General features: G+C 66.8%; 17 protein-coding genes. 7 read left to right on the top strand and 10 right to left on the bottom strand.

Annotated features, from left to right (window positions below; genetic code table 11):
• Nucleotides 1-18: 18 nt before the first annotated feature.
• Nucleotides 19-795: a uracil-DNA glycosylase gene (locus GV068_RS23220; RefSeq protein ID WP_159703586.1), complete on the bottom strand. Its 777-nt coding sequence runs from the start codon at nt 793-795 to the stop codon at nt 19-21.
• Between the two features lie 123 nt (nt 796-918).
• On the opposite strand from GV068_RS23220, the gene GV068_RS23215 reads away from it, so the two are divergent.
• Nucleotides 919-1,365, top strand: a complete 447-nt coding sequence (locus tag GV068_RS23215) for a CBS domain-containing protein (protein ID WP_201303340.1) — start codon at nt 919-921, stop codon at nt 1,363-1,365.
• A gap of 130 nt (nt 1,366-1,495) precedes the next feature.
• Here GV068_RS23215 and maiA read toward each other — a convergent pair whose 3' ends face one another.
• Both maiA and GV068_RS23205 read right to left on the bottom strand, forming a co-directional pair.
• A complete protein-coding gene (gene maiA / locus GV068_RS23210; RefSeq protein ID WP_159703583.1) occupies nt 1,496-2,140 on the bottom strand; it encodes a maleylacetoacetate isomerase in 645 nt (214 codons plus the stop codon).
• The gene (locus GV068_RS23205) at nt 2,137-3,162 is read right to left on the bottom strand and encodes a fumarylacetoacetate hydrolase family protein (protein ID WP_159703580.1); all 1,026 of its coding nucleotides are present in this window, start codon (nt 3,160-3,162) and stop codon (nt 2,137-2,139) included. Before GV068_RS23205 ends, maiA begins: the two co-directional genes overlap by 4 nt.
• Nucleotides 3,163-3,258: 96 nt before the next feature.
• Here GV068_RS23205 and GV068_RS23200 point away from each other — a divergent pair, with 96 nt between their 5' ends.
• Both GV068_RS23200 and GV068_RS23195 read left to right on the top strand, forming a co-directional pair.
• Entirely contained in the window at nt 3,259-4,149 is an 891-nt protein-coding gene (locus tag GV068_RS23200) for a LysR family transcriptional regulator (RefSeq protein WP_159703577.1), read from the top strand.
• Between the two features lie 33 nt (nt 4,150-4,182).
• Entirely contained in the window at nt 4,183-4,743 is a 561-nt protein-coding gene (locus GV068_RS23195) for a gamma-glutamylcyclotransferase (protein WP_159703574.1), read from the top strand.
• A 100-nt stretch (nt 4,744-4,843) separates the two neighbouring features.
• Here GV068_RS23195 and GV068_RS23190 read toward each other — a convergent pair whose 3' ends face one another.
• The gene (locus GV068_RS23190; RefSeq protein WP_159703571.1) at nt 4,844-6,313 is read right to left on the bottom strand and encodes a cytochrome P450; all 1,470 of its coding nucleotides are present in this window, start codon (nt 6,311-6,313) and stop codon (nt 4,844-4,846) included.
• 87 nt (nt 6,314-6,400) lie between these two features.
• Here GV068_RS23190 and GV068_RS23185 point away from each other — a divergent pair, with 87 nt between their 5' ends.
• Together GV068_RS23185 and GV068_RS23180 are read left to right on the top strand one after the other, a co-directional pair.
• Nucleotides 6,401-7,327 carry an AraC family transcriptional regulator gene (locus GV068_RS23185; RefSeq protein ID WP_159703568.1) on the top strand — a complete coding sequence of 309 codons (927 nt, stop codon included), beginning with the start codon at nt 6,401-6,403 and terminating at the stop codon, nt 7,325-7,327.
• A 91-nt stretch (nt 7,328-7,418) separates the two neighbouring features.
• Nucleotides 7,419-7,892, top strand: a complete 474-nt coding sequence (locus GV068_RS23180; RefSeq protein ID WP_159703566.1) for a YciI family protein — start codon at nt 7,419-7,421, stop codon at nt 7,890-7,892.
• A 26-nt stretch (nt 7,893-7,918) separates the two neighbouring features.
• Here the strand turns inward: GV068_RS23180 and GV068_RS23175 are convergent, their stop codons facing one another.
• The 5 genes from GV068_RS23175 to GV068_RS23155 all read right to left on the bottom strand — a co-directional run bounded on the left by GV068_RS23175 (nt 7,919) and on the right by GV068_RS23155 (nt 13,873).
• Nucleotides 7,919-9,040 (bottom strand): PA0069 family radical SAM protein, encoded by a 1,122-nt coding sequence (locus GV068_RS23175; RefSeq protein WP_159705468.1) that lies wholly within the window; start codon nt 9,038-9,040, stop codon nt 7,919-7,921.
• 94 nt (nt 9,041-9,134) lie between these two features.
• A complete protein-coding gene (locus GV068_RS23170; protein ID WP_159703563.1) occupies nt 9,135-9,752 on the bottom strand; it encodes a tRNA-uridine aminocarboxypropyltransferase in 618 nt (205 codons plus the stop codon).
• Nucleotides 9,749-11,119: an efflux transporter outer membrane subunit gene (locus GV068_RS23165; RefSeq protein WP_159703560.1), complete on the bottom strand. Its 1,371-nt coding sequence runs from the start codon at nt 11,117-11,119 to the stop codon at nt 9,749-9,751. The genes GV068_RS23170 and GV068_RS23165 overlap by 4 nt, the downstream gene beginning before the upstream one ends.
• A complete protein-coding gene (locus GV068_RS23160) occupies nt 11,116-12,201 on the bottom strand; it encodes an HlyD family secretion protein (RefSeq protein WP_159703557.1) in 1,086 nt (361 codons plus the stop codon). Before GV068_RS23160 ends, GV068_RS23165 begins: the two co-directional genes overlap by 4 nt.
• 1 nt (nt 12,202) lies before the next feature.
• Entirely contained in the window at nt 12,203-13,873 is a 1,671-nt protein-coding gene (locus GV068_RS23155) for an MFS transporter (protein WP_159703554.1), read from the bottom strand.
• A 244-nt stretch (nt 13,874-14,117) separates the two neighbouring features.
• On the opposite strand from GV068_RS23155, the gene GV068_RS23150 reads away from it, so the two are divergent.
• Together GV068_RS23150 and GV068_RS23145 are read left to right on the top strand one after the other, a co-directional pair.
• Nucleotides 14,118-15,368 carry a dienelactone hydrolase family protein gene (locus tag GV068_RS23150; RefSeq protein WP_229464441.1) on the top strand — a complete coding sequence of 417 codons (1,251 nt, stop codon included), beginning with the start codon at nt 14,118-14,120 and terminating at the stop codon, nt 15,366-15,368.
• Nucleotides 15,369-15,513: 145 nt separating this feature from the next.
• The gene (locus GV068_RS23145; RefSeq protein ID WP_159703551.1) at nt 15,514-16,698 is read left to right on the top strand and encodes a triacylglycerol lipase; all 1,185 of its coding nucleotides are present in this window, start codon (nt 15,514-15,516) and stop codon (nt 16,696-16,698) included.
• A 166-nt stretch (nt 16,699-16,864) separates the two neighbouring features.
• Here GV068_RS23145 and GV068_RS23140 read toward each other — a convergent pair whose 3' ends face one another.
• Complete coding sequence (locus GV068_RS23140; protein ID WP_159703548.1) at nt 16,865-18,772, bottom strand: PAS domain-containing sensor histidine kinase; 1,908 nt, start codon at nt 18,770-18,772, stop codon at nt 16,865-16,867.
• Nucleotides 18,773-18,955 lie beyond the last annotated feature (183 nt).

The following is an 18,955-nucleotide window of genomic DNA, read 5'->3' as shown; positions in this document are numbered from 1 at the left end:
CGCCTTCACTTCCGCCGCCTATCGCAGGCGCAGCAATTCCATCGGTCCAAATAGCTCCTGCATACCCTTGTGCTGGATAAAGGAAAGGTTATACGGGTGCTCGGCATGGATCTGCGGCAGGCGCGCCGTTTCCGGCAGCTTTTTCAATTGTTCAGCGATCTTGCCCCACAAGACCAGGGTCGGCGGCTGCGGTTGGCTTGCCAGGGCCGCAAGCACGGTCTGGAGGAAAGGCTGCCAGGCGCGCGCATCGATGGCGGGCGGGACGTGCTTGCGGAACACCAGGGCTGCATTCAGCAGCAGGAAGCCGTGGCCGAGCAGCCTGTCCTGGAGCTGGGCCAGGGTCTGGGTGACGCCCGAGCCGGGCGTGCGCGCCTGCTGTGCCACCGGGGCCATGGCGCTGCCGCCAGTGTCTTCTGCCTGCAATTGTCCGTTTGCCACCAGCAGCATTTTCATGAAGTTGCGCAGCGAAGTGGCGCGGTTGACCGGCTTCGACAGGCCGGTTTCCGACCACAGCTCCCCGACCGCCCCGTCCATGAAGCAGACCCCGGTCGCGCTTTCGGCGCGCGGGTACGGGCCCTCCCCCACCAGTACGTGTTTCACTTTCTCCAATGGCTGGGCGAAGGCGGCGAAGATGCGGCACTCCGTCGGCAGGTAGTCGTCGGCGGCCAGCGCCGGCAGGTAGGCAGGATCGGCGCTGGCGACTGCCTGCAGGCCGGCTTCCAGGATCGGGCGCCAGGAGGCGTCGGCACGGTCGAGGGCGGCGAGTATGGGGGCTGGAATTGGGTGATTGGACATGGCGGAAGTACAAGTCGACAGGAGGCGCGATTGTAGCTGGTTCCCACCGTCAATCTAGCGTCCGCCTTTGGCATTTCAAGGCATGATTTTTCTTCATTTCGACCAACCATGCAGGAGACAGCCATGCAAACGATTCGTGAAGTGATGACGCCCAATGTGCAAACGATCTCTCCGAAGGAGACCGTGCAGCGCGCGGCGCAGATGATGGATGACCTCAACGTCGGCGCGATCCCCGTGTGCGACGGAGACCGGCTGGTCGGCATGATCACCGACCGCGACATCACGGTGCGCTCTGTGGCGGCCGGGCAGTCGCCGGACCAGTGTTTCGTCGGCGACGTGATGAGCACCGACGTGCGCACCTGCTACAGCAACCAGGACATCGACGAGGTGCTGGACAAGATGGGCGACGTGCAGATCCGGCGCGTGCCGGTGATCGACGAGAACTCCAAGCAGTTGGTGGGGATCGTGTCGCTGGGGGATATCGCCACCAAGACGCAGGGGGCGGCGGAAGGGGCGCTGGATGAGATTTCGTCGCCGTCGGAGCCGGATCGGTCGGAGACGCGGCATTGAGGCCACGTTAGTGGCTGCGGGGGGGAGAACTTGGATCCCGGCCTTCGCCGGGATGACGTGCTTGATGTGTTGGCCTTAAAACCGTCGTCCCGGCGCAGGCCGGGACCCAAGTTGACGTTCGCAGCTCAGCCTACTCCGCATCCGGCTGCTGCGACGGATGCGCCGCCTTGAACGCCGGCAAATCCACACACAAATCATTGATGCGCGCAATGGTCGGATACGCCGTGATGTCGATATCGAAGCGCTGCGCATTGAACACCTGCGGTACCAGGAAGCAGTCGGCGATGGTCGGCGTGTCGCCATGGCAGAAGCTGCCCGTGCCCGGATTGCGCTCCAGGTGGGCTTCCAGCGAACGCAGCCCCTCGATCACCCAGTGGCGGTACCAGTCGATCTTCGCCTCGTCCGACTGCCCCAGGTGCCGCACCAGGTATTTCAGCACGCGCAGGTTGCAGATCGGGTGGATGTCGCAGGCGATGATCTGGGCCAGTTCGCGCACGCGGGCGCGGCCGATCGCGTCCCTCGGCAGCAGGGGCACCATGGTGTGCACTTCTTCCAGGTACTCGAGGATCGCCATCGACTGGGTCAGGGTGATCTCGTCGTCCTGGAAGGCCGGCACCAGGCCGCTCGGATTTACGCACAGGTAGTCGTCCGCCAGGTGCTGTCCGCCGTCGCGCAGCAGGTGCACCGGCACCGCCTCATAGTCGAGGCCTTTTAAATTGAGCGCAATGCGCACCCGGTACGCGGCCGAGCTGCGGAAATAGGTGTAGAGCTTCATGCGTGCCTCCGATGGTAGCGCGCGACTTCCTGGTCGATCGCGCCGAAGATGCTGGCGCCGTCCTTGTCGACCATTTCGATGCGCACGGTGTCACCATACGCCAGGTAGGGGGTCTTCGGCTTGCCCTGCTCAATCGTTTCGTACATGCGCACTTCGGCCAGGCAGCAGTAGCCGACGCCGCCGTTCTCGATGCTGGAACCGTGCAGGCCGCCCTGCTTGTTCGACACCGTGCCGGAACCGACGATGGTGCCCGCGCCCAGCTCGCGTGTCTTGGCCGCATGCGCGACCAACTGGGCGAAGCTGAAGGTCATGTCCTCGCCCGCGTTGGGACGGCCGAAGGGGCTGTCGTTGAGCGTGACCAGGATCGGCAGGTGCAGCTTGGAATCCACCCAGGCATCGCCCAGCTCGTCGGGCGTAACGGCCACCGGCGAGAAGGCGCTGGCCGGTTTCGACTGGTAGAAACCAAAACCCTTGGCCAGCTCGTTCGGGATCAGGTTGCGCAGCGAGACGTCGTTCACCAGCATCACCAGGCGGATCGCGCCAGCCGCCTCCTCCACGGTCGCGCCCATCGGCACGTCGCCAGTGACCACCGCCACCTCGGCTTCCAGGTCCACGCCCCAGTCTTCCGACAGCACGGCGATCGGGTCGCAGGGGCCGACGAAGGAATCGGAGCCGCCCTGGTACATCAGCGGATCGGAATAGAAGGATTCCGGCACCTCGGCATTGCGCGCCTTGCGAACCAGCTCGACGTGGTTGATGTAGGCCGAACCGTCGCACCACTGGTAGGCGCGCGGCAGCGGCGAATGGCATTCCTCCTCGATGAAGGATTCGGCCTTGTCGGCGGTGCCCGCGTTCAGGCGCTCGTACACCTTCTGCAGCTGCGGCGCGCATTCGTTCCAGTTGTCGAGCGCGCACTGCAGCGTGCGCGCGATCTTGGGGACCGCCTGGCAGGTGACCAGGTCGCGGCTGACGACGACCAGCGTGCCGTCGCGGCCGCCGGTCTTGAGGGAGGCGAGTTTCATGGCGTTTCCTTTGCTGAGTGTTTGCTTTTCGCCATTAAAGAGCAAAACGCACTATCATTCAAACAGTATTTTTCGCTCGATTTATTAGATAATCTTATGAATCCAACTCTGCGCCAGATGCGCGCGTTCGTGGCCCTGGCCAAGACGGGTAACTTTACGCTCGCAGCGCAAGCGATGCACGTCACGCAATCGGCGCTCTCGGGTTTGATCAAGGAGCTGGAGCAGACCCTGGGCGCCAAGGTCGTCGACCGCAGCACGCGCCGCGCCCTGCTCACCGATATCGGCAAGGAACTGTATCCGCTGTTCAGCCAGATGATCGACGACCTCGACGGCGCGCTGGCGAACGTGGCCGAGCACACCAGCCTCAAAAAAGGCGTCGTGCGCATCGCAGCGCCCCAGCTGCTGTCCTGCACCCTGATGCCGGAAGTGATCGCCGCCTACCGCGCGCAACATCCCGACATCGACGTGCGCCTGGGCGACACCGCGGTCGAAAGCGTGATCGCGCGCGTGCTGTCCGGCGAAGCCGACTTCGGCATCGGTCCCGAGCGCGAGCCGGCCCCGCCGCTCGACGCGCGGCTGCTGTTCGAGATGCCGTTCGCGGTGGTGTTCCCGAAGGGGCATGAACTGGAACAGCGGGCGCGCGTCACCTGGAAGGACGTGGCGCGCTATCCGCTGATCTCGCTGCAGGGGCAGTTCACCGAGCGCCTGCTGGAAGACGTGCATGCCTCCCTGCGCGAGGTGCCGGTCAGGCCGGCGAACGAAGTGACCTTCATGACCACGGCGCTGGCGATGGCGGCAGCGGGCTTGGGCGTCACGGTGTGCATGCCCTACGCGGCGCCGCTGGTGACGCTGTACGGGCTGGTGATGCGGCCGCTGGAGGAGCCGGTCCTGAGCCGGCGCTTCTTCATCTATACGCGGCAGGGACGCTCACCGGCGCCTGCTGCGGAAAGCTTCATCGCATTCCTCGACGGCTTCGTGAAAACGTAAAATAGGGCACATCTTCTTCCGCCACTTCCCCCGATGTCCCTGAATACCATCGAGATCAACCGCCAGATGAACCGTTTCGACAGCCACGACAGCGTCTGGCTGTTCGGCTACGGTTCCCTGATCTTCAAGGCCGATTTTCCCTTCATCGAACGCCGTCCCGCCAGCATCCAGGGCTGGAGCCGCCGTTTCTGGCAGGGCTCGCACGATCACCGCGGCACCGAAAGCGCGCCCGGCCGCGTGGTGACGCTCGTGCCCGAGGAAGGCGCGACCTGCCACGGCATGGCCTACCTCGTCACGCCGGAAGAATTCGCCCACCTCGACCACCGCGAAAAGAACGGCTACCTGCGCTTGGCCACCGACATCACCTTCGACGATGGTGGCGTGCACGAGGGCATCGTCTACATCGCCACCATCGATAACGCAGCCTACCTGGGCCCGGCCAGCGAGGAGGACATCGCGCGCCAGATCGCCGGCGCCCGCGGCCCCAGCGGCCCGAACAGCGAGTACCTGCTGGAGCTGGCGCGCGCCCTGCGCGAACTCGGCAAGCACGACGCGCACGTGCACGCGATCGAGCGTCACCTGCTGGCGCTCTAGCTCACTTCGACGTTCAGGCCCACCCATTTGCGGATGCGGCCGTCGGCGCCGGCCGGCCGCGGATTCATTTAGACGATGAACAGCCGCGCAGGCAGCATTACTATGTTTTGAACGCGCGGTCGGCGCAGCCACCATTCGTGGCCCGGACCACCCTACGAACAACCAGCTTCAACGGCACTTTCGGCCGCAACGAAATATTCAACACTGCCTCTGGTTCCCTCTGCCCTTCCCCTTTCGCCAGCGCGAAACGCTGCAACAGCATCGCCGCTATCACCGTCATCTCCGCCAGCGCCAGGTGCTGCCCCAGGCACACCCGCGGACCGGTCCCGAAGGGCATGAAGGCCCCGCGTGGAATTGGCGGCGCGTCAAGCGCAAAGCGCTCCGGCCGGAACGCCTGCGGCTCCGGAAACCAGCGCGCATCCTGGTGCATCAGGAACACCGGAATCATGAACATCGTCCGAGCCGGAATCTGCCAGCCGCCCAGCGTCAAGGCCCGCGTCGCGCGCCGGCTCATCAGGATCGGCGCCGCCGGATACAGGCGCATCGTCTCGTTCAGCGTCTGCGCCAGGTAGCCCAACCGCGGCAGCGCCTCCCCATCCGGTATTCTGCCTTCGAGCACCGCCTCGACCTCCTGCCGCGCCTTCTCCTGCGCCTCGGGATGCGATGCCATGCACCAGGCCCACCAGCTCAGGCTCGCGGCGGTGGTCTCGTGCCCCGCCAGGAAGGCCGTCATGCACTCGTCGCGTACCGCCGCCAGCGGCCAGGCCGCGGCATCGGCGCGGTGCAGCTCCAGCAGGCGGCTCAAGAGATCAAGCGGCCAGTCATCTTGCGGCATCGCCAGGCGCGCCCCAATCTGGCGCTCGATCAGGCCGGCGAGCAGGCCGCGCACCCGGCGCTTGTGGCGCTTCCAGGGCAGCCAGTCCGGGGCGCTGGCCGGCCAGAACATCTCGGCATTGCCGGTCACCAGCGCCTGGTGCACGGCCGCCTCCATCTCGCGTGCTTCGCCGCCGATCTCGCCCGAGAACATCATGCGCATGATGACGTCCATCGCCAGCGAAGTCAGCTCGCTTTCGATCGGCATTGCCGCGCCGGGCTGCCAGCGTTCCATGGCGCTGCCTGCGGCCGCCGCGATAGTCGCCACGAAGCCCTTGACCGACTTCGGCGCGAAGGCCGGCTGCAGCGCCTGGCGCTTCGCGGCCCACGGTTCCTGCTCCGCGATCAGCACGCTGTTGCCCTGCAGGTAGGAGAAGATCTCGATGCCGCGTTCCCAGCGTACGATGGCGCCGTGGTGACTGACGAGGAGCTCGCGCACCAGCGCCGGATCGCTCACCACCAGCTGGTGCTCCGGCCACATGCGCAGGTGGACCAGGTCGCCGTAGGCCTGGCGCCAGCCGGTCAGTGCCGCCGGCAGGCCGCGCGCCATGTGCACCAGCAGGCCCCAGCCGGTCAGGCCGGAGGGCGGGCCCGGCGGCCAGGCGCCAGGTGGATGCGCCGCCGGCACAGGGTCGCTGGAAGCGGACGGCATGCCGCTCGCATGGAAAGGACATTGGGAGGAGTTGGTCGTGTTCATGGCCCCTATTCTTCGCCGTCTGCTGGTTCGCGTCTTGAACGCAAACGACATCGACAGTCCGCCATAGCATGCCTATACTGCTGGCTCATGGCCCCCGACAGTCACGACCACCGGCATCCCGCCCCCAATCCGCTCGCACGCGGACCGCGCGCATGCACCGAGGGTAAGACCCCGCGCGACCGCCTCTACCTGGCGCCGCCGGCGCTGCAGGGCGCGATGATGGCACTCGTCAGCCGCGACACCTTGCACCTCGACTTGAGCGATGCGCAGCGCCTGTCGCACTTCCCGGCCTCCACCATCGTCACGTTGGCCTGGTACCACGACATGGAGGTGGGCCGTGTCGATGCGCGCGGCTGGCATCCGTTCGGCGCGCGCGTGACGATCTCGGGCAGCCACTCGCATTCCCTGGTCACCTGGGCACCGACCACTGGCCGTGGCTACATGGCCTGCTTCCTGCCGGACGCGGCGCAGGCCCTGTTCGGGATCGATCTCGCCGCGGTGCAGGACCGCTTCGTGCCCGCCGATACGGTGCTCGGCGCGGACTGGCAGCCGCTGTTCGACGCCCTGCTGGCGGCCCCGGACGACGATGCCGCCATGCGCGTGCTGGAAGAGCAGCTGGGCAAGCGCTGGCGCGCGCTGCAGGGGCGAACGTCGAGCGGGCCGTCGCTGCGCCAGCTGGGCCGGCACTGGGTCCAGCAGCTGGCGTGGAAGGCCTACGAATGGCGCAGCACGCACAGCGAACGCCAGGTCGAGCGCCGCATCAAGTCCTTCAGCGGACGCTCGCTGCGCGAGTGGCAATCCTTGACCCGCACCGAAGGCGCCTTCTTCGCGGCGCGCGACCGCTACGAGAATGGCCAGCCCTTCGATTGGGCCACGCTGGCATTGGACGAAGGCTTTTCAGACCAGGCCCACCTGAGCCGCGTCACGCGCCAGATCTGCGGTTTCCCGCCGACCGAATTCGCCAAGCGCTACATCGAGGACGAGTCCTTCTGGATCTACCGCCTGTGGGTATGAAGCTTGTAGAATCCCGGTAGATGCAGGCCGCGCGCGGCGGCTTGCCGATAACACGCGCGGCCAGCAAGCGCGCCATAACAGGAGACCGGGAATGTCCACCAACATGTTGATGGTGCTGGGAAGCGCGCTGCTGTTCGCCATGCAGCCTGCCGCTGCGCAGACCAAGCCGGCCGAACCGGCGCCGCAATACGACGCCGCGCTGGCCAAGTCGCTGGGCGCCGACGAGCGCGGCATGCGTCCCTACGTGTTCGTGATCCTCAAGACCGGCCCCAAGAAAATCGAGGACAAGGCCGAGCGCGACAAGATCTTCCAGGGACATTTCGCCAACATGGGCCGGCTCGCTACCGAGAAGAAGCTGGTGTTGGCGGGCCCCCTGGATGGCAAGGAAGGCCGTCGTGGCATCTTCGTCATCGCCACGCCAGACATCGAGGAAGCCAAGCGCTACGTCGATACCGACCCGGTGATTTCGAGCGGCCTGATGGAAGCTGAGTACCACAAGCTCTACGGCTCGGCGGCACTGATGATGCTAAACGATATCCACAGCAAGATCGAAAAGAAGCAGTAAGCCACATGCTTACGCGGGGCTGCTTCCTAGAACAGGTCCAGCTGCCCCGCCGACTTCCCGCTACCCTTGCCGGGCGCCGCCGGCACGATCAGCGGCTTGCGGAACTGCGAACCGTCGAGACGGCTGAAGCGGCCGCGATATTCGCCCATTCCGAGCCGGTCCACCGCTTTCGTGAAGCGCTGCCGGATCAGGTCGGACCAGATGCCTTCCCCCTGCATGCGCTTGCTGAAGTCGCTGTCGTAGTCCTTGCCGCCGCGCAGGTCGCGGATACGGTTCATCACGCGTTGAGCGCGGTCGGGAAAATGCGCCTGCAGCCATTCCTGGAACAGCGGGTTCACTTCCCATGGCAGGCGCAGCACCGTGTAATGCGCGCCGACGGCGCCGGCGTCGCGCGCCGCTTCCAGGATGCGTTCGATTTCCGGTTCAGTGACAAAAGGGATGATCGGCGCGACGCTCACGCTCACGGGAATGCCGGCTTCGGTGAGCGTACGGATGGTGCGCAGGCGGCGCGCCGGTGCGGCCGCGCGCGGTTCCAGCGTGCGTGAGATCTCCGGGTCGAGCGTGGTCAGGGTAATCGCGGCGCAGGCCTGGCTTTTTGCGGCCATGGCCGCGATCAGGTCGATGTCGCGCTCGATCAGCGATGACTTGGTGATCAGGCCAACCGGGTGCTGGCATTCACTGAGCACTTCGAGCACGGCGCGTGTCAGGCGCAGCTCGCGTTCGCAGGGTTGATAAGCGTCGGTGTTGACGCCGATGGCGATGTGCTCGGGCACGTAGCCGGGCTTGGCCAGTTCGCGCCGCAGCAGCTCGGCCGCGTTGACCTTGGCGAACAGGCGGCTTTCGAAGTCCAGCCCCGGCGACAGGCCGAGGTAGCTGTGCGTGGGCCGCGCGAAGCAGTAGATGCAGCCGTGCTCGCAGCCGCGGTAGGGATTCAGGGAGACGTTGAACGGTACGTCGGGCGAAGCGTTGCGGCTCAGGATGCTCTTGGCATGCTCGTCGGTCACGACCGTGCGGATCGTGGAGGCTTCATCCTCGTCGCGCTCCCAGCCGTCGTCGAACTCTTCGCGGCCGTTGACTTCGTACCTGCCCTGCAGGTTCGACACCGCGCCCCGCCCCTTGCGCGCGGCGAGCGGACGCGGGCCGAGCATGGGCTGCTCGTCCACGGGCTGGCGCTGCTTCTCTAGAGGGCGGTCGGGCACGTCGGCTCCATACTGTACATTTATACAGTATCTTACGCCTAGCTCAGTCTGAATTCAAGTGCGGCACGAAGGCCGCCTGTTGCTCCACAAAGCCCTCGAAGGCGTCCAGCAGCGGCTGGAAGGACGCGCCCCTGCCTTCCAGCTGGGCCAGCGCCAGGGCGGCCGCCTCCAGCGAGGATAGCTGGTGCGGCGCATGCGCCTTGCGAATCCGATAATTCGACGGCGCCACATCGCGCAGCGCCAGCCGCGGCAGCTGCTGCAGCGCTGGATTCAGGTACAGCATCTTGCGGCTCTTGCGCCAGGTGGCGTCCAGCACCACCAGCCGCAGCTTGCCGGCATCCATCTCTTCGAACGGCGGCGACGCGGGGAGATTGGCGTCCTCCGGGGTATCGGGGTACAGCAGCACCGGCACCCGGCCGTCCGCATGCAGCAGCGCATCCAGCTCGGCCGGATCGAAGACTTCCCCCACCGCCAGCGCGCTGCCGACCACACTCAGGTGCAGCAGGCGCGCGCTGTTCTTGGCATTGCTTACCTCCAGCGGATGCTGCAGGACCAGCAGCGCCGCGCGTGGCACGACGTGCGTGATCCACTGGCAGATGCAGGCCGATTGCGCGCGCAGGCAGGTCGCGCAGCGCGCGCGTTTCGTTGACACCTCGTTCATCGTGCTGATGTCCATCCCCCACCCAACGCGCGGTACAGGTCGACGTGGGCCGCGAGCAGGCTGGCGCGCAGCTGCAGCACCGTGTTCTCGGCGCTGAAGGCATTGCGCTGGGCGTCCAGCTCTTCCAGGTAGGACGCGTAACCGTTGGCGTAGCGGTTGTGCGCCACGCGCAGCACCTCGTTTGCCGCCGTGCGGCGCGCTTCCGCTTCAAGCAGTTGGCGGCGCAGACCATCGATGCCGGCCAGCGCATTCTCGGTTTCGGCAAAGGCGCCGCGCACCACGTTTTCGTAGGTATAGACGGCGCGGTCGCGCACCGTGCCCGCGATCTCGGCCTGGGCGCGCAGGCGGCCGGCGTCGAACAGCGGCGCGAGGATGCTGCCGCCGATGCTCCACAAGGCAGTGGGCGACTGCAGCAGATTCCCCAGGCTGTGGCCCTGCGCCCCGAACGAAGCCGTCAGGCGGATCGACGGCAGCAGCTGGTCGCGCGCTGCCGCCAGGCTGGCGTCGCTCGCTGCGACGGCGCGCTCGGCCTGGGCGATGTCCGGACGGCGGCGCAGCAGTTCGGACGGCAGTCCCGGTGCGGGCGTCGGCATGCGCAGCTCCAGCAGCGGCACGCCGCGCGCCACCGGCCCGGGACTGGCGCCCACCAGGAGATTGAGCGCCTGCTCCTGCTGCGCGATCGCACGCTCCAGCTGCGGCACCACGGAGGCGGTGGCGCGCAGCTCGGCCTCGGCCTGCGACATCTCCAGGCGCGAGCTGTAGCCGACCTCGAACTGATGCCGCGCCAGCGCGAACGAACGCTCGCGCGAGGCCAGCGTCGCACGCGCCAGCGCGAGCTGGGCGTCCAGGCCCAGCAGATTGAGGTAGCCGGAAGCCGTATTCGCCGCCACCGCCAGCGCCGCCGCATCGAGCGCGGCTTCCTGCGACAGCTCGTCGAAGCGCGCCGCCGCGGTGGTGCTGGCCAGGCGTCCGAACAGGTCGAGCTCATACGCCGCCTGCACCGCACCGGTGACCGAAGTGACTTCCACCGGCTGGCCGAGCGGACCGATGGCGCGGGCGCGCGTCGGGCCGACGGAGAGGTTCAAGGACGGCACTTCGGCGCTGCTGGCCACGCGCACGCGCGCCCCGTATTCCTGCAGGCGCGAACGGGCGATGCGCAGGTCGCCGTTGCTGTCGAGTGCGCGCGCAACCAGCGCGTTCAATTGCGGATCGCCGAAAGCCTGCCACCAGTCACGCGCAACGATGCCATTGGCTGCGGGTGCGCTGCGCCAGGCTGCCGGCAGCTGCAGGGTCGGCGCGGGCGCCGGCTGGGGCGCCATGGCGCAGCCGGCCAGCATCAGCGGTGCAAACAGAAGCGCCTTCCTCATCGCGCTTCCCTATTCCCGGACGCGGTGTCGATCGTCGCCACCACCGACATGCCGGGCCGCAGGCGCTGCGCCAGCGGCTGGTTCGGGTCGATGCTGATCCGCACCGGGATGCGCTGGGCGATCTTGACGTAGTTGCCGGTCGCATTGTCCGGCGTGATCACCGAGAATTCGGAGCCGGTCGCCGGTGCGATCCGTTCCACGTGGCCGCGCAAGGCGGCGTTGTTCAGCGCATCCACCGTGAAGCTCACCGGCTGGCCTAGGCGCACGTCGGCCATTTGCGTTTCCTTCATGTTGGCGATGACCCAGAGCGCGTCCGGCACCAGGGCCGTCAGCTGGGCGCCAGCATTCACGAAAGCGCCCTGGCGCACGGTCACCTGCCCCAGCTGACCGTCGCGCGGGGCGAGGATGCGGGTATTCGACAAGTCGATCTCGGCCAGGCGCACGGCCGCTTCGGCATTCGCCACCGCGGCTTCGAGCGAGGCGCGGCTCACGCCCACCGAGCGCAAGCCCTGGCGCGCGATCTCGAGCGCTGCCCTGGCCTGGTCGCGCGCGGCAACGGCCTGGGCGCGGGTGGCGCGCGCGGCGTCGCGTTCGCGTGCCGACAGCGAACCGTCGGCCGCCAGTTCCTCGACGCGCCGCAAGTCGGCCTCGGCGCGCCGCGCCTGCGCTTCGCCTGAGGCCAGCGTGGCCTGGTTCTGTTCGATGGTCGCCTGTGCGCTGCGATTGGTCTGCGCGTAGTTCTCGAGCGCGGCGCGGCGCGTGGCCAGTTCGGCGCGCGCCTGCTCCAGGCGCTGGGTCGGGATGCGGTCGTCGATGCGCATCAACAGCTCGCCCTTGCGCACCGCCTGGAAGTCCTGCACCAGCACCTCGACCACGTAGCCGGAGAGCTGCGGACTGATGATGGTCACCTGTCCTGCCACCTTCGCGTTCTCGCTCGCCTCCAGGGTGGTGCGGAAAGGCGGCAGCTTCCAGGCGTAGAGCACGAGCAGCACGCCTGCCAGCGCGATCGCGCCGAAGGTCAGGGCGCTGAGCAGGATGCGGCGCGAGCGCTTGTTGGCGGGGGATGTGGATGGTTCGGCCATATCAGTCTGTCACGGGTTCGGGTGGCGGAGGCGCCCCGGGCGGCGGCGGCGCCGGCACGGCCTTCGGGGCGGAGAAGTACTGCAGCCAGACGGCGTGCAGGAAGATCCAGACGGCGCTGGCGGCGGCCAGGACCGACAGGACAAGGAAGACGTCGTTGTACGCCAGGATGTTGGCTTCGCGCGTGGCGGTCGCGGCCAGCGAGGCCACGCCCTGGCGCGTGCGCGCGGCCGGGTCGGCGACCAGCTGGCCGACGGCGGCGGCGCCGGCCTGGATGCGGCTGGCCACCAGCGGGTCCAGGCTGCTCAAGTGTTCGACAATGATCGAAGAGTGGTACTTCTCGCGCACGATCTGGAAACTGCCGACCAGGGCCGAGCCGAGCAGGCTGCCCAGGTTCTGCGTCAGGCCGAACAGCACCGAGAAGCTGATCAGGTTGGCCGGGTTGGCGATCACGGTGCCGATCAGGGAAATCACCAGGGGCCCGAGGAACAGGGTGCCGCCGAAGGCGAGCAGGCTCTGGCTCAGGTACATCTGTTCCGGGCGGGTCTGATTGGTGGCGTGAGCGTCGATCCAGGCGCCCAGCGCCATGATCAGCAGCGAGATCACCTGCGGCGCCATCAGGTGGTTGACGTTGATCGTCAGCGCCGAGACGATCACGCCGGCGACGGTCGCGCACAGCACGATGGCGAATAGAGTCTGCAGCTGGTCGTTACCGAGGCCCACGGCGCGCAGGAAGCCGACCGCCCCCACGCTCTGCTCGGACAGCACGATGCGCACCAGCAGCATCGACAGCGCCAGGCGCAGGATGTTGGCGCTGGTGAACCAGCGCAGGTTCAAGAGCGGATTGGCGCGGTTGTGCTCCACGCACAGGGCCGCCGCCAGCAGGAACACCGAGGCGGCCAGCGCCACGCCGATCCAGGGGGCATCGAACCACCACTGCACGCGGCCGAAGCTCAGCGCCGCGCACAGCAGCGCCATGCCCGGCGCGAACAGGGCGAAGGTGACGAAGTCCATCGGCCGGAAGGCCTTGAAGTGGTCGCCCGGCGGCAGCTTGAGCAGCAGCACTGCACCGAGCGAGACCAGGGCCAGGCCCAGCTCGAACATGTACAGCCCGCGCCACTCGGCGATCTGCAGCAGGTCGTTGGAAAAGATGTAAGCCAGCGGCAGCGCCAGCTGGGCGCAGCCCATGGCCAGCGCCACGCCGCGCAGGCGCCACTCCTTCTTGAAGGCCTGCAGCACGTAGTACAGGCCGAGCGGCGACACCGCCGCCGCCAGCATGCCGTGCGCCGCGCGCACCGCGATGGCCGAGCCCAGGTCGTTGACGAACAGGTGGGCGAAGGTAACCAGCGCGTACAGCACCAGGAAGAACTCGGTGAACAGGCGCAGCCCGAACTGCTGGCGGAACTTCACCAAGAGCAGGTTCATCGAGGCGTTGGTCATCACGTAGACGGCCGGCAGCCAGGCGGTCTCGGTGGAATAGGCGCCGAGCACGCCCTGCAGGTTGATCAGGTTGACCGACACCAGGGCATTGCCGAGGCCGCCAGTGATGGTGATCAGGATGCCGACGGCCAGGTAGGCGAAACGCAGCGGTGTCGGGTGGGCAGGCGTGGAAGGAGAGCCCGGGAGCATCGGCTTTTCGTCCGGCGCCCACTGGCGCGGCGCGTACTTGCTCATCCGACCATTCCCCTCCTTCGTTGTCACCTTCGCATGATAACCGTGATCGAAAAACGACGGCGGACGCAGATGTGGACAGTGTTGCAAGCCGAATGCGTGGTGACTTTGGCACGCCACGAAAATTTACTACCGGAATTGCCTAAACGGATATTGCTCTGGGTTTTCTACATACCTAGAATCAATTTATGCCATGCGGAAATTTGTTCCACTTCTGCTTCACCCGGTACGTAGAGACAGAGTCAACATGATCCACCGCCTCACGCTTCGCAAGTTCCTGGCCGCCGCCCTGGCGGCCGCTGCCATGATCCCCGGGATCGCCGTGCAGCAGGAGTTGCAACTCGATCATCGCATGAACGAACACATCGAGCAGGTGCCCGCCGGCCCGCAGGGCCGCGCCATGCTCGAGACTACCGTGTTCCAGCCGAATGGCCCTGGCCCCTTCCCGCTGATCATCATCAACCACGGCAAGGATCCGGGCCGCCCGAACCTGCAGCCGCGCGACCGCTTCTATCACATGGCCACCGCCTTCGTGAAACGCGGCTACGCCGTGATGGTGCCGATGCGCCAGGGCTTCGCCAACTCGACCGGCCGCTACCGCGACTACGGCTGCAACATGACCGCCAACGGCTATGCCCAGGCGGAAGACATCGCCGCCACCCTCGCCTATGCGCGCCAGCAGAAGTGGGTCGATGCCGAGCGCATCGTCGTCGCCGGCCAGTCCTACGGCGGCCTGGCGACCATCGCCCTCGGCACCTGGGAACAACCGGGCGTGCGCGGCCTGATCAACTTCGCCGGCGGCCTGCGCGACGACAGCGACCGCTGCGCCTGGCGCTCGGCGCTGGTGTCTGCCTTCTCGGAATACGGCTCGAAAGCCAAGCTGCCGACCCTGTGGATGTATGGCCAGAACGACTCGCTGTTCGGCCCGGAACTGGCGCAGCGCATGCACGCCGCCTTCGAACAGTCCGGCGGCCGCGGCCGCCTGATCGAGTTCGCAGCATTCAAGCGCGACTCGCACGGCATGCTGGCCAGCCGCGACGGCGAGAAGGTCTGGCTGGACGACACCATGCGCTTCCTGGCCCAGATCGGCATGCCGACCAAGGTGCTGTACGACGTGCCGCCGCCGCCGACTCCGGCGCGCACCGACTACGCCAAGGTGGACGACATCGAAGCCGTGCCTTTCCTGTCCGAGAACGGCCGCCGCGCCTACCAGGAATACCTGAGCAAGATGACCCCGCGCGCCTTCGCGGTGTCGCCGAGCGGCGCCTGGACCTGGGCCGAAGAAGGCGAAGACCCGGACGGCCGTGCGCTGTCCACCTGCACCGCCAAGAGCACCGAACCATGCCGCCTGTACTCGGTGGACGATTACGTGGTCTGGACGGGCGACCTCGACCAGGCGGCGGAAGCGGCCGTGACGGCATCGAACACGCCAGCGCCGAAGCCGGCGCTGGATTCGGCAACGACGACGTCGATCGGCTCGAACAAGGCGACCAACTAAACCCTTGCCCGGGCCCGCGGCTGTCAAGCGGTTCACGCACTGTTTCAGTGCGTGAAACCTGACAGCCGCCAATTGTGCGACGCAGCGCAAACCACAGCCCGCCCCTAGCTCCGACAATGGCCTTGAGCCCATCTCGGAGACTTGCATGCTTCGCATCACCCACGCCCTGCTCGCGCTGGCCGCGCTGTGCACCAGCGTGCCCGCGCTTGCCTCCACCAACTACCCCGTCATCCTGGTCCACGGCTTTCTCGGCTTCGGCCCCGACACCTTCGAGCACAGCGGCTTCAACTACTGGGGCGGCTATGGCGACATCGCCTCGCACATGCAGATCTACCGCGGCCCGCACACGGTGTTCGCGGCCGTGGTCGGCCCGGTGAGTTCCAACTGGGACCGCGCGGCCGACCTGTACGCCCAGATCAAGGGCGGCTGCGTTGACTACGGCGCCGCCCACGTGCGCAAGTATGGCCTGCCGGGCCAGCAGCAGAAGCCCGCCGGCAAGTGCTGGGCCGCCGACCCGAAGAACAACCCGGACAACTACCCGCTCGCGCTCTACCCGGCCTGGGATGCCAGGCATCCGGTCCACTTCATCGGCCACAGCCAGGGCGGCACCACCATCCGCGCCCTGGTCGAGCTGCTGGAACACGGCTCGCCAGAGGACGAGGGCGGCCACGAACTGTTCAAGGGCGGCAAGGTCGGCTGGGTGCGCAGCGTGACGACCATCTCCACGCCGCACAACGGCACCACCTTCGCCGACGCCGTGCTGAACGTGGTGCCACCGCTGCAGTCGCCGCTGGGCGACCTGCTGAAGAACCGCTGGGCCAACTGGGAGCTGTCTCCGGACGGCGCGCGCGAGTTCAACCTGTGGGCGCGCACCTCGCCGCACATCTATTACTACTCGGTAGGAACGATGGCGACCGAAGCGGGCGCCTGGTGCTGCAACGGCACCGACCGCGTGGTGGCGCCGATCCAGACCACCTTCTATCAGTATCCGCGTACCGACATGATCCCCGGCTTCAAGGCCACGGCGGGCGAATGGATCGTGCCCTCGGTGCTGCAGCACGGGCTGGGCGGCTATACCCAGCTGGCAGCCGGGCGGGTGCGCATCGACAGCGACTGGTTCGCCAACGACGGGGTGGTGAACACGGTCAGCATGCGCGCGCCGGACGGGCATCCGGTGCGCGAGTTCGACGGCAAGTCAGTGAAGGGAACCTGGAACTTCCTGGGGAATTACCGGGGTTACGACCACTTCGATATCCTGAACTGGCCGAATCCGGGGCCGTCGGCCAACCTGGTGTACGAGCGGATCAGCGACATCATCTTCGACCTGTGACTGTAAAGCCGTCGTCCCGGCGGAGGCCGGGACCCAAGTTCGTCGCACCGCCACTAACGCATCCGCGAAGCGCTATCACTAAGCAGGGGAATGGGATCCCGGCCTGCGCCGGGATGACGGATCGAGCGGTGGTGGTAAGAGGTAACGGAACCGGAGCGCGCACGCCTCAGTGCACGCTCCGCAGCCCCCGCGCCAGGTCCGACAGCCGGTACGGCTTGCTGACAAAGGTGAAGTCCCCCAGTCGGTACTGGTCCAGCTTGAGCGCCGGCTGCGGATAGCCCGAGGCCAGCATCACCTTGATGTTCGGGTAGTTCTCGCGCGTGTACTCGGCCAGCTCGATGCCGTTCACGCCGTTCGGCATGACGATGTCGGTAAACAAGATGTCCACATCGCGGCTGGCCAGCACGTTCATGGCTTCCAGTCCGCTGGCCGCCGTCGTGACCTCGTAGCCCATGCTCATGAACAGGGCCGAGGCGACATCCAGCAGGTCCGGTTCGTCCTCGACGATCAGCACCGTCTCGCTGCCGCTGCGCGCCGCCTCGCCGTCCTGGGTGCTCACCATCGGCAGGTAGATCGTGATCGAGGTCCCCTCCCCCTGCGTGCTCTGGATGACGACTTCGCCGCCCGACTGCTTGATGAAGCCGTACACCTGGGACAGGCCCAGGCCCGTGCCCTTGCCGGTTTCCTTGGTCGTGTAGAAAGGCTCGAAGGCGCGCTGCACGGTCTCCGGAGACATGCCGGTGCCGGTGTCGCTCACCGAGATGCACACGTAGGCCCCCGGCGCCAGGCCCGGCACCTCGCCTTCGCGCAGCGTGACCGGCGCGGTGTCGAGCGTCAGCCTGCCGCCGTCCGGCATCGCGTCGCGCGCGTTGACGACCAGGTTGAGCAGGGCCGATTCGAAGCGGGCGCCATCCACCACCGCGCTGCCGGCCTGCGGGTCGAGATGGAAGTCGAACTCGATGCCGCCATGGCCGGCGCGCCGCAGCACCGACTCGAAGCCCGAGATCAGGCGGTTGATGCTGCGCGTTTCCGGCTGCAGCGGCTGCTGGCGCGCAAAGGCCAGCAGCTGCTGGGTCAGGGTAGCGCCGCGGTCGATCGCGCGCCGCATGCTGTCGAGCGTCTTGGCGTCGCCGCTGCCCTGGCGGCTCATGCTCAGCACCTCGACGCCGCTGGCCAGTACCGACAGCAGGTTGTTGAAGTCGTGCGCCACGCCGCCGGTGAGCTGGCCGATCGATTCCATCTTCTGCGACTGGAACAGCGCCAGCTGCGCCTGCTCCAGGGCTTCCTCGGTGCGCTTCTTTTCGGTGAGGTCGCGCGTGATCTTGGCAAAGCCCAGCAGCTCGCCCCCCTCGTCGTGGATGGCGTCGATGATGACGTGGGCCCAGAAACGGGTCCCGTCCTTGCGCTGGCGCCAGCCTTCGGCCTCATAGCGGCCTTCGCGCGCGGCGGTGCCGAGCGCGCGCTGCGGCATGCCGGCGCCTCGATCTTCCTCCGTATAGAAGCGCGAGAAGTGGCTGCCGACGATCTCTTCCAGGCTATAGCCCTTGATGCGCTCGGCGCCGACGTTCCAGTTGGTGACCAGGCCCTCGGGCGAGAGCATGTAGATCGCGTAATCGGTGACACCCTGCACCAGCAGCCGGAAGCGCTGTTCGCTCTCGCGCAGCGCATCTTCGGCCAGCTTGCGCTGCGTGACGTCGCGCGTGATCTTGGCGTAGCCAAGGTGGTTGCGGTGCTCGTCGTAGATCGGGTCGATCACCACGTGGGCCCAGAAACGGGTGCCGTCCTTGCGCACGCGCCAGCCCTCGGCCTCGTATTTACCTTGTTCGAGTGCTTGCGCCAGCGCGCGCGCCGGCAGGCCGCTTTCCCGGTCTTCGGGCGTGTAGAAGCGCGAGAAGTGTTCGCGCAGGATCTCGTGCGGCTGGTAGCCCTTGAAGCGCTGCGCGCCCGTATTCCAGCTGGCGATGTGGCCGGAAGGGTCGAGCATGTAGATGGCGTAGTCGCTGATGCCGGCAATGAGGTACTGGAAGCGCTGCTCGTCGGTCAAGGGAGGCTTGGTCGGGTGTTGCGAATTCATGAGCGGGGCAATTCCGTGTCAGGTGCAGCAAAGATCGTATCATAGCCTTGCTCAGCAATACCGGCCGCGCGCTTGACTCGCCTTTGACTTGTATAGACAGAAGCAATGTTGGAAATTCAGTCAGCTGGCGCTTAATCTGCCGGAATTGACGTTACAATGCTGAATTGTATCCTCCGCAGGCCT

The sequence above is a fragment of the Massilia sp. 9I genome (assembly GCF_902506415.1).
In the GTDB taxonomy this organism is placed as follows: Bacteria; Pseudomonadota; Gammaproteobacteria; order Burkholderiales; family Burkholderiaceae_D; genus Telluria.
This window is presented reverse-complemented; position numbering and strand designations above follow the sequence as displayed.

What these genes read in the sequence shown, in the direction of transcription:
- GV068_RS23170 (WP_159703563.1), bottom strand. Translation starts at nt 9,752, where the DNA reads ATGAACGAGGTGTCAACGAAACGCGCGCGCTGCGCGACCTGCCTGCGC.
- GV068_RS23190 (WP_159703571.1), bottom strand. Translation starts at nt 6,313, where the DNA reads ATGAACACGACCAACTCCTCCCAATGTCCTTTCCATGCGAGCGGCATG.
- GV068_RS23165 (WP_159703560.1), bottom strand. Translation starts at nt 11,119, where the DNA reads ATGAGGAAGGCGCTTCTGTTTGCACCGCTGATGCTGGCCGGCTGCGCC.
- GV068_RS23205 (WP_159703580.1), bottom strand. Translation starts at nt 3,162, where the DNA reads ATGAAACTCGCCTCCCTCAAGACCGGCGGCCGCGACGGCACGCTGGTC.
- GV068_RS23155 (WP_159703554.1), bottom strand. Translation starts at nt 13,873, where the DNA reads ATGAGCAAGTACGCGCCGCGCCAGTGGGCGCCGGACGAAAAGCCGATG.
- GV068_RS23140 (WP_159703548.1), bottom strand. Translation starts at nt 18,772, where the DNA reads ATGAATTCGCAACACCCGACCAAGCCTCCCTTGACCGACGAGCAGCGC.
- GV068_RS23150 (WP_229464441.1), top strand. Translation starts at nt 14,118, where the DNA reads ATGATCCACCGCCTCACGCTTCGCAAGTTCCTGGCCGCCGCCCTGGCG.
- GV068_RS23215 (WP_201303340.1), top strand. Translation starts at nt 919, where the DNA reads ATGCAAACGATTCGTGAAGTGATGACGCCCAATGTGCAAACGATCTCT.
- GV068_RS23220 (WP_159703586.1), bottom strand. Translation starts at nt 795, where the DNA reads ATGTCCAATCACCCAATTCCAGCCCCCATACTCGCCGCCCTCGACCGT.
- GV068_RS23160 (WP_159703557.1), bottom strand. Translation starts at nt 12,201, where the DNA reads ATGGCCGAACCATCCACATCCCCCGCCAACAAGCGCTCGCGCCGCATC.
- GV068_RS23185 (WP_159703568.1), top strand. Translation starts at nt 6,401, where the DNA reads ATGGCCCCCGACAGTCACGACCACCGGCATCCCGCCCCCAATCCGCTC.
- GV068_RS23195 (WP_159703574.1), top strand. Translation starts at nt 4,183, where the DNA reads ATGTCCCTGAATACCATCGAGATCAACCGCCAGATGAACCGTTTCGAC.
- GV068_RS23180 (WP_159703566.1), top strand. Translation starts at nt 7,419, where the DNA reads ATGTCCACCAACATGTTGATGGTGCTGGGAAGCGCGCTGCTGTTCGCC.
- GV068_RS23145 (WP_159703551.1), top strand. Translation starts at nt 15,514, where the DNA reads ATGCTTCGCATCACCCACGCCCTGCTCGCGCTGGCCGCGCTGTGCACC.
- maiA (WP_159703583.1), bottom strand. Translation starts at nt 2,140, where the DNA reads ATGAAGCTCTACACCTATTTCCGCAGCTCGGCCGCGTACCGGGTGCGC.
- GV068_RS23200 (WP_159703577.1), top strand. Translation starts at nt 3,259, where the DNA reads ATGAATCCAACTCTGCGCCAGATGCGCGCGTTCGTGGCCCTGGCCAAG.
- GV068_RS23175 (WP_159705468.1), bottom strand. Translation starts at nt 9,040, where the DNA reads ATGCTCGGCCCGCGTCCGCTCGCCGCGCGCAAGGGGCGGGGCGCGGTG.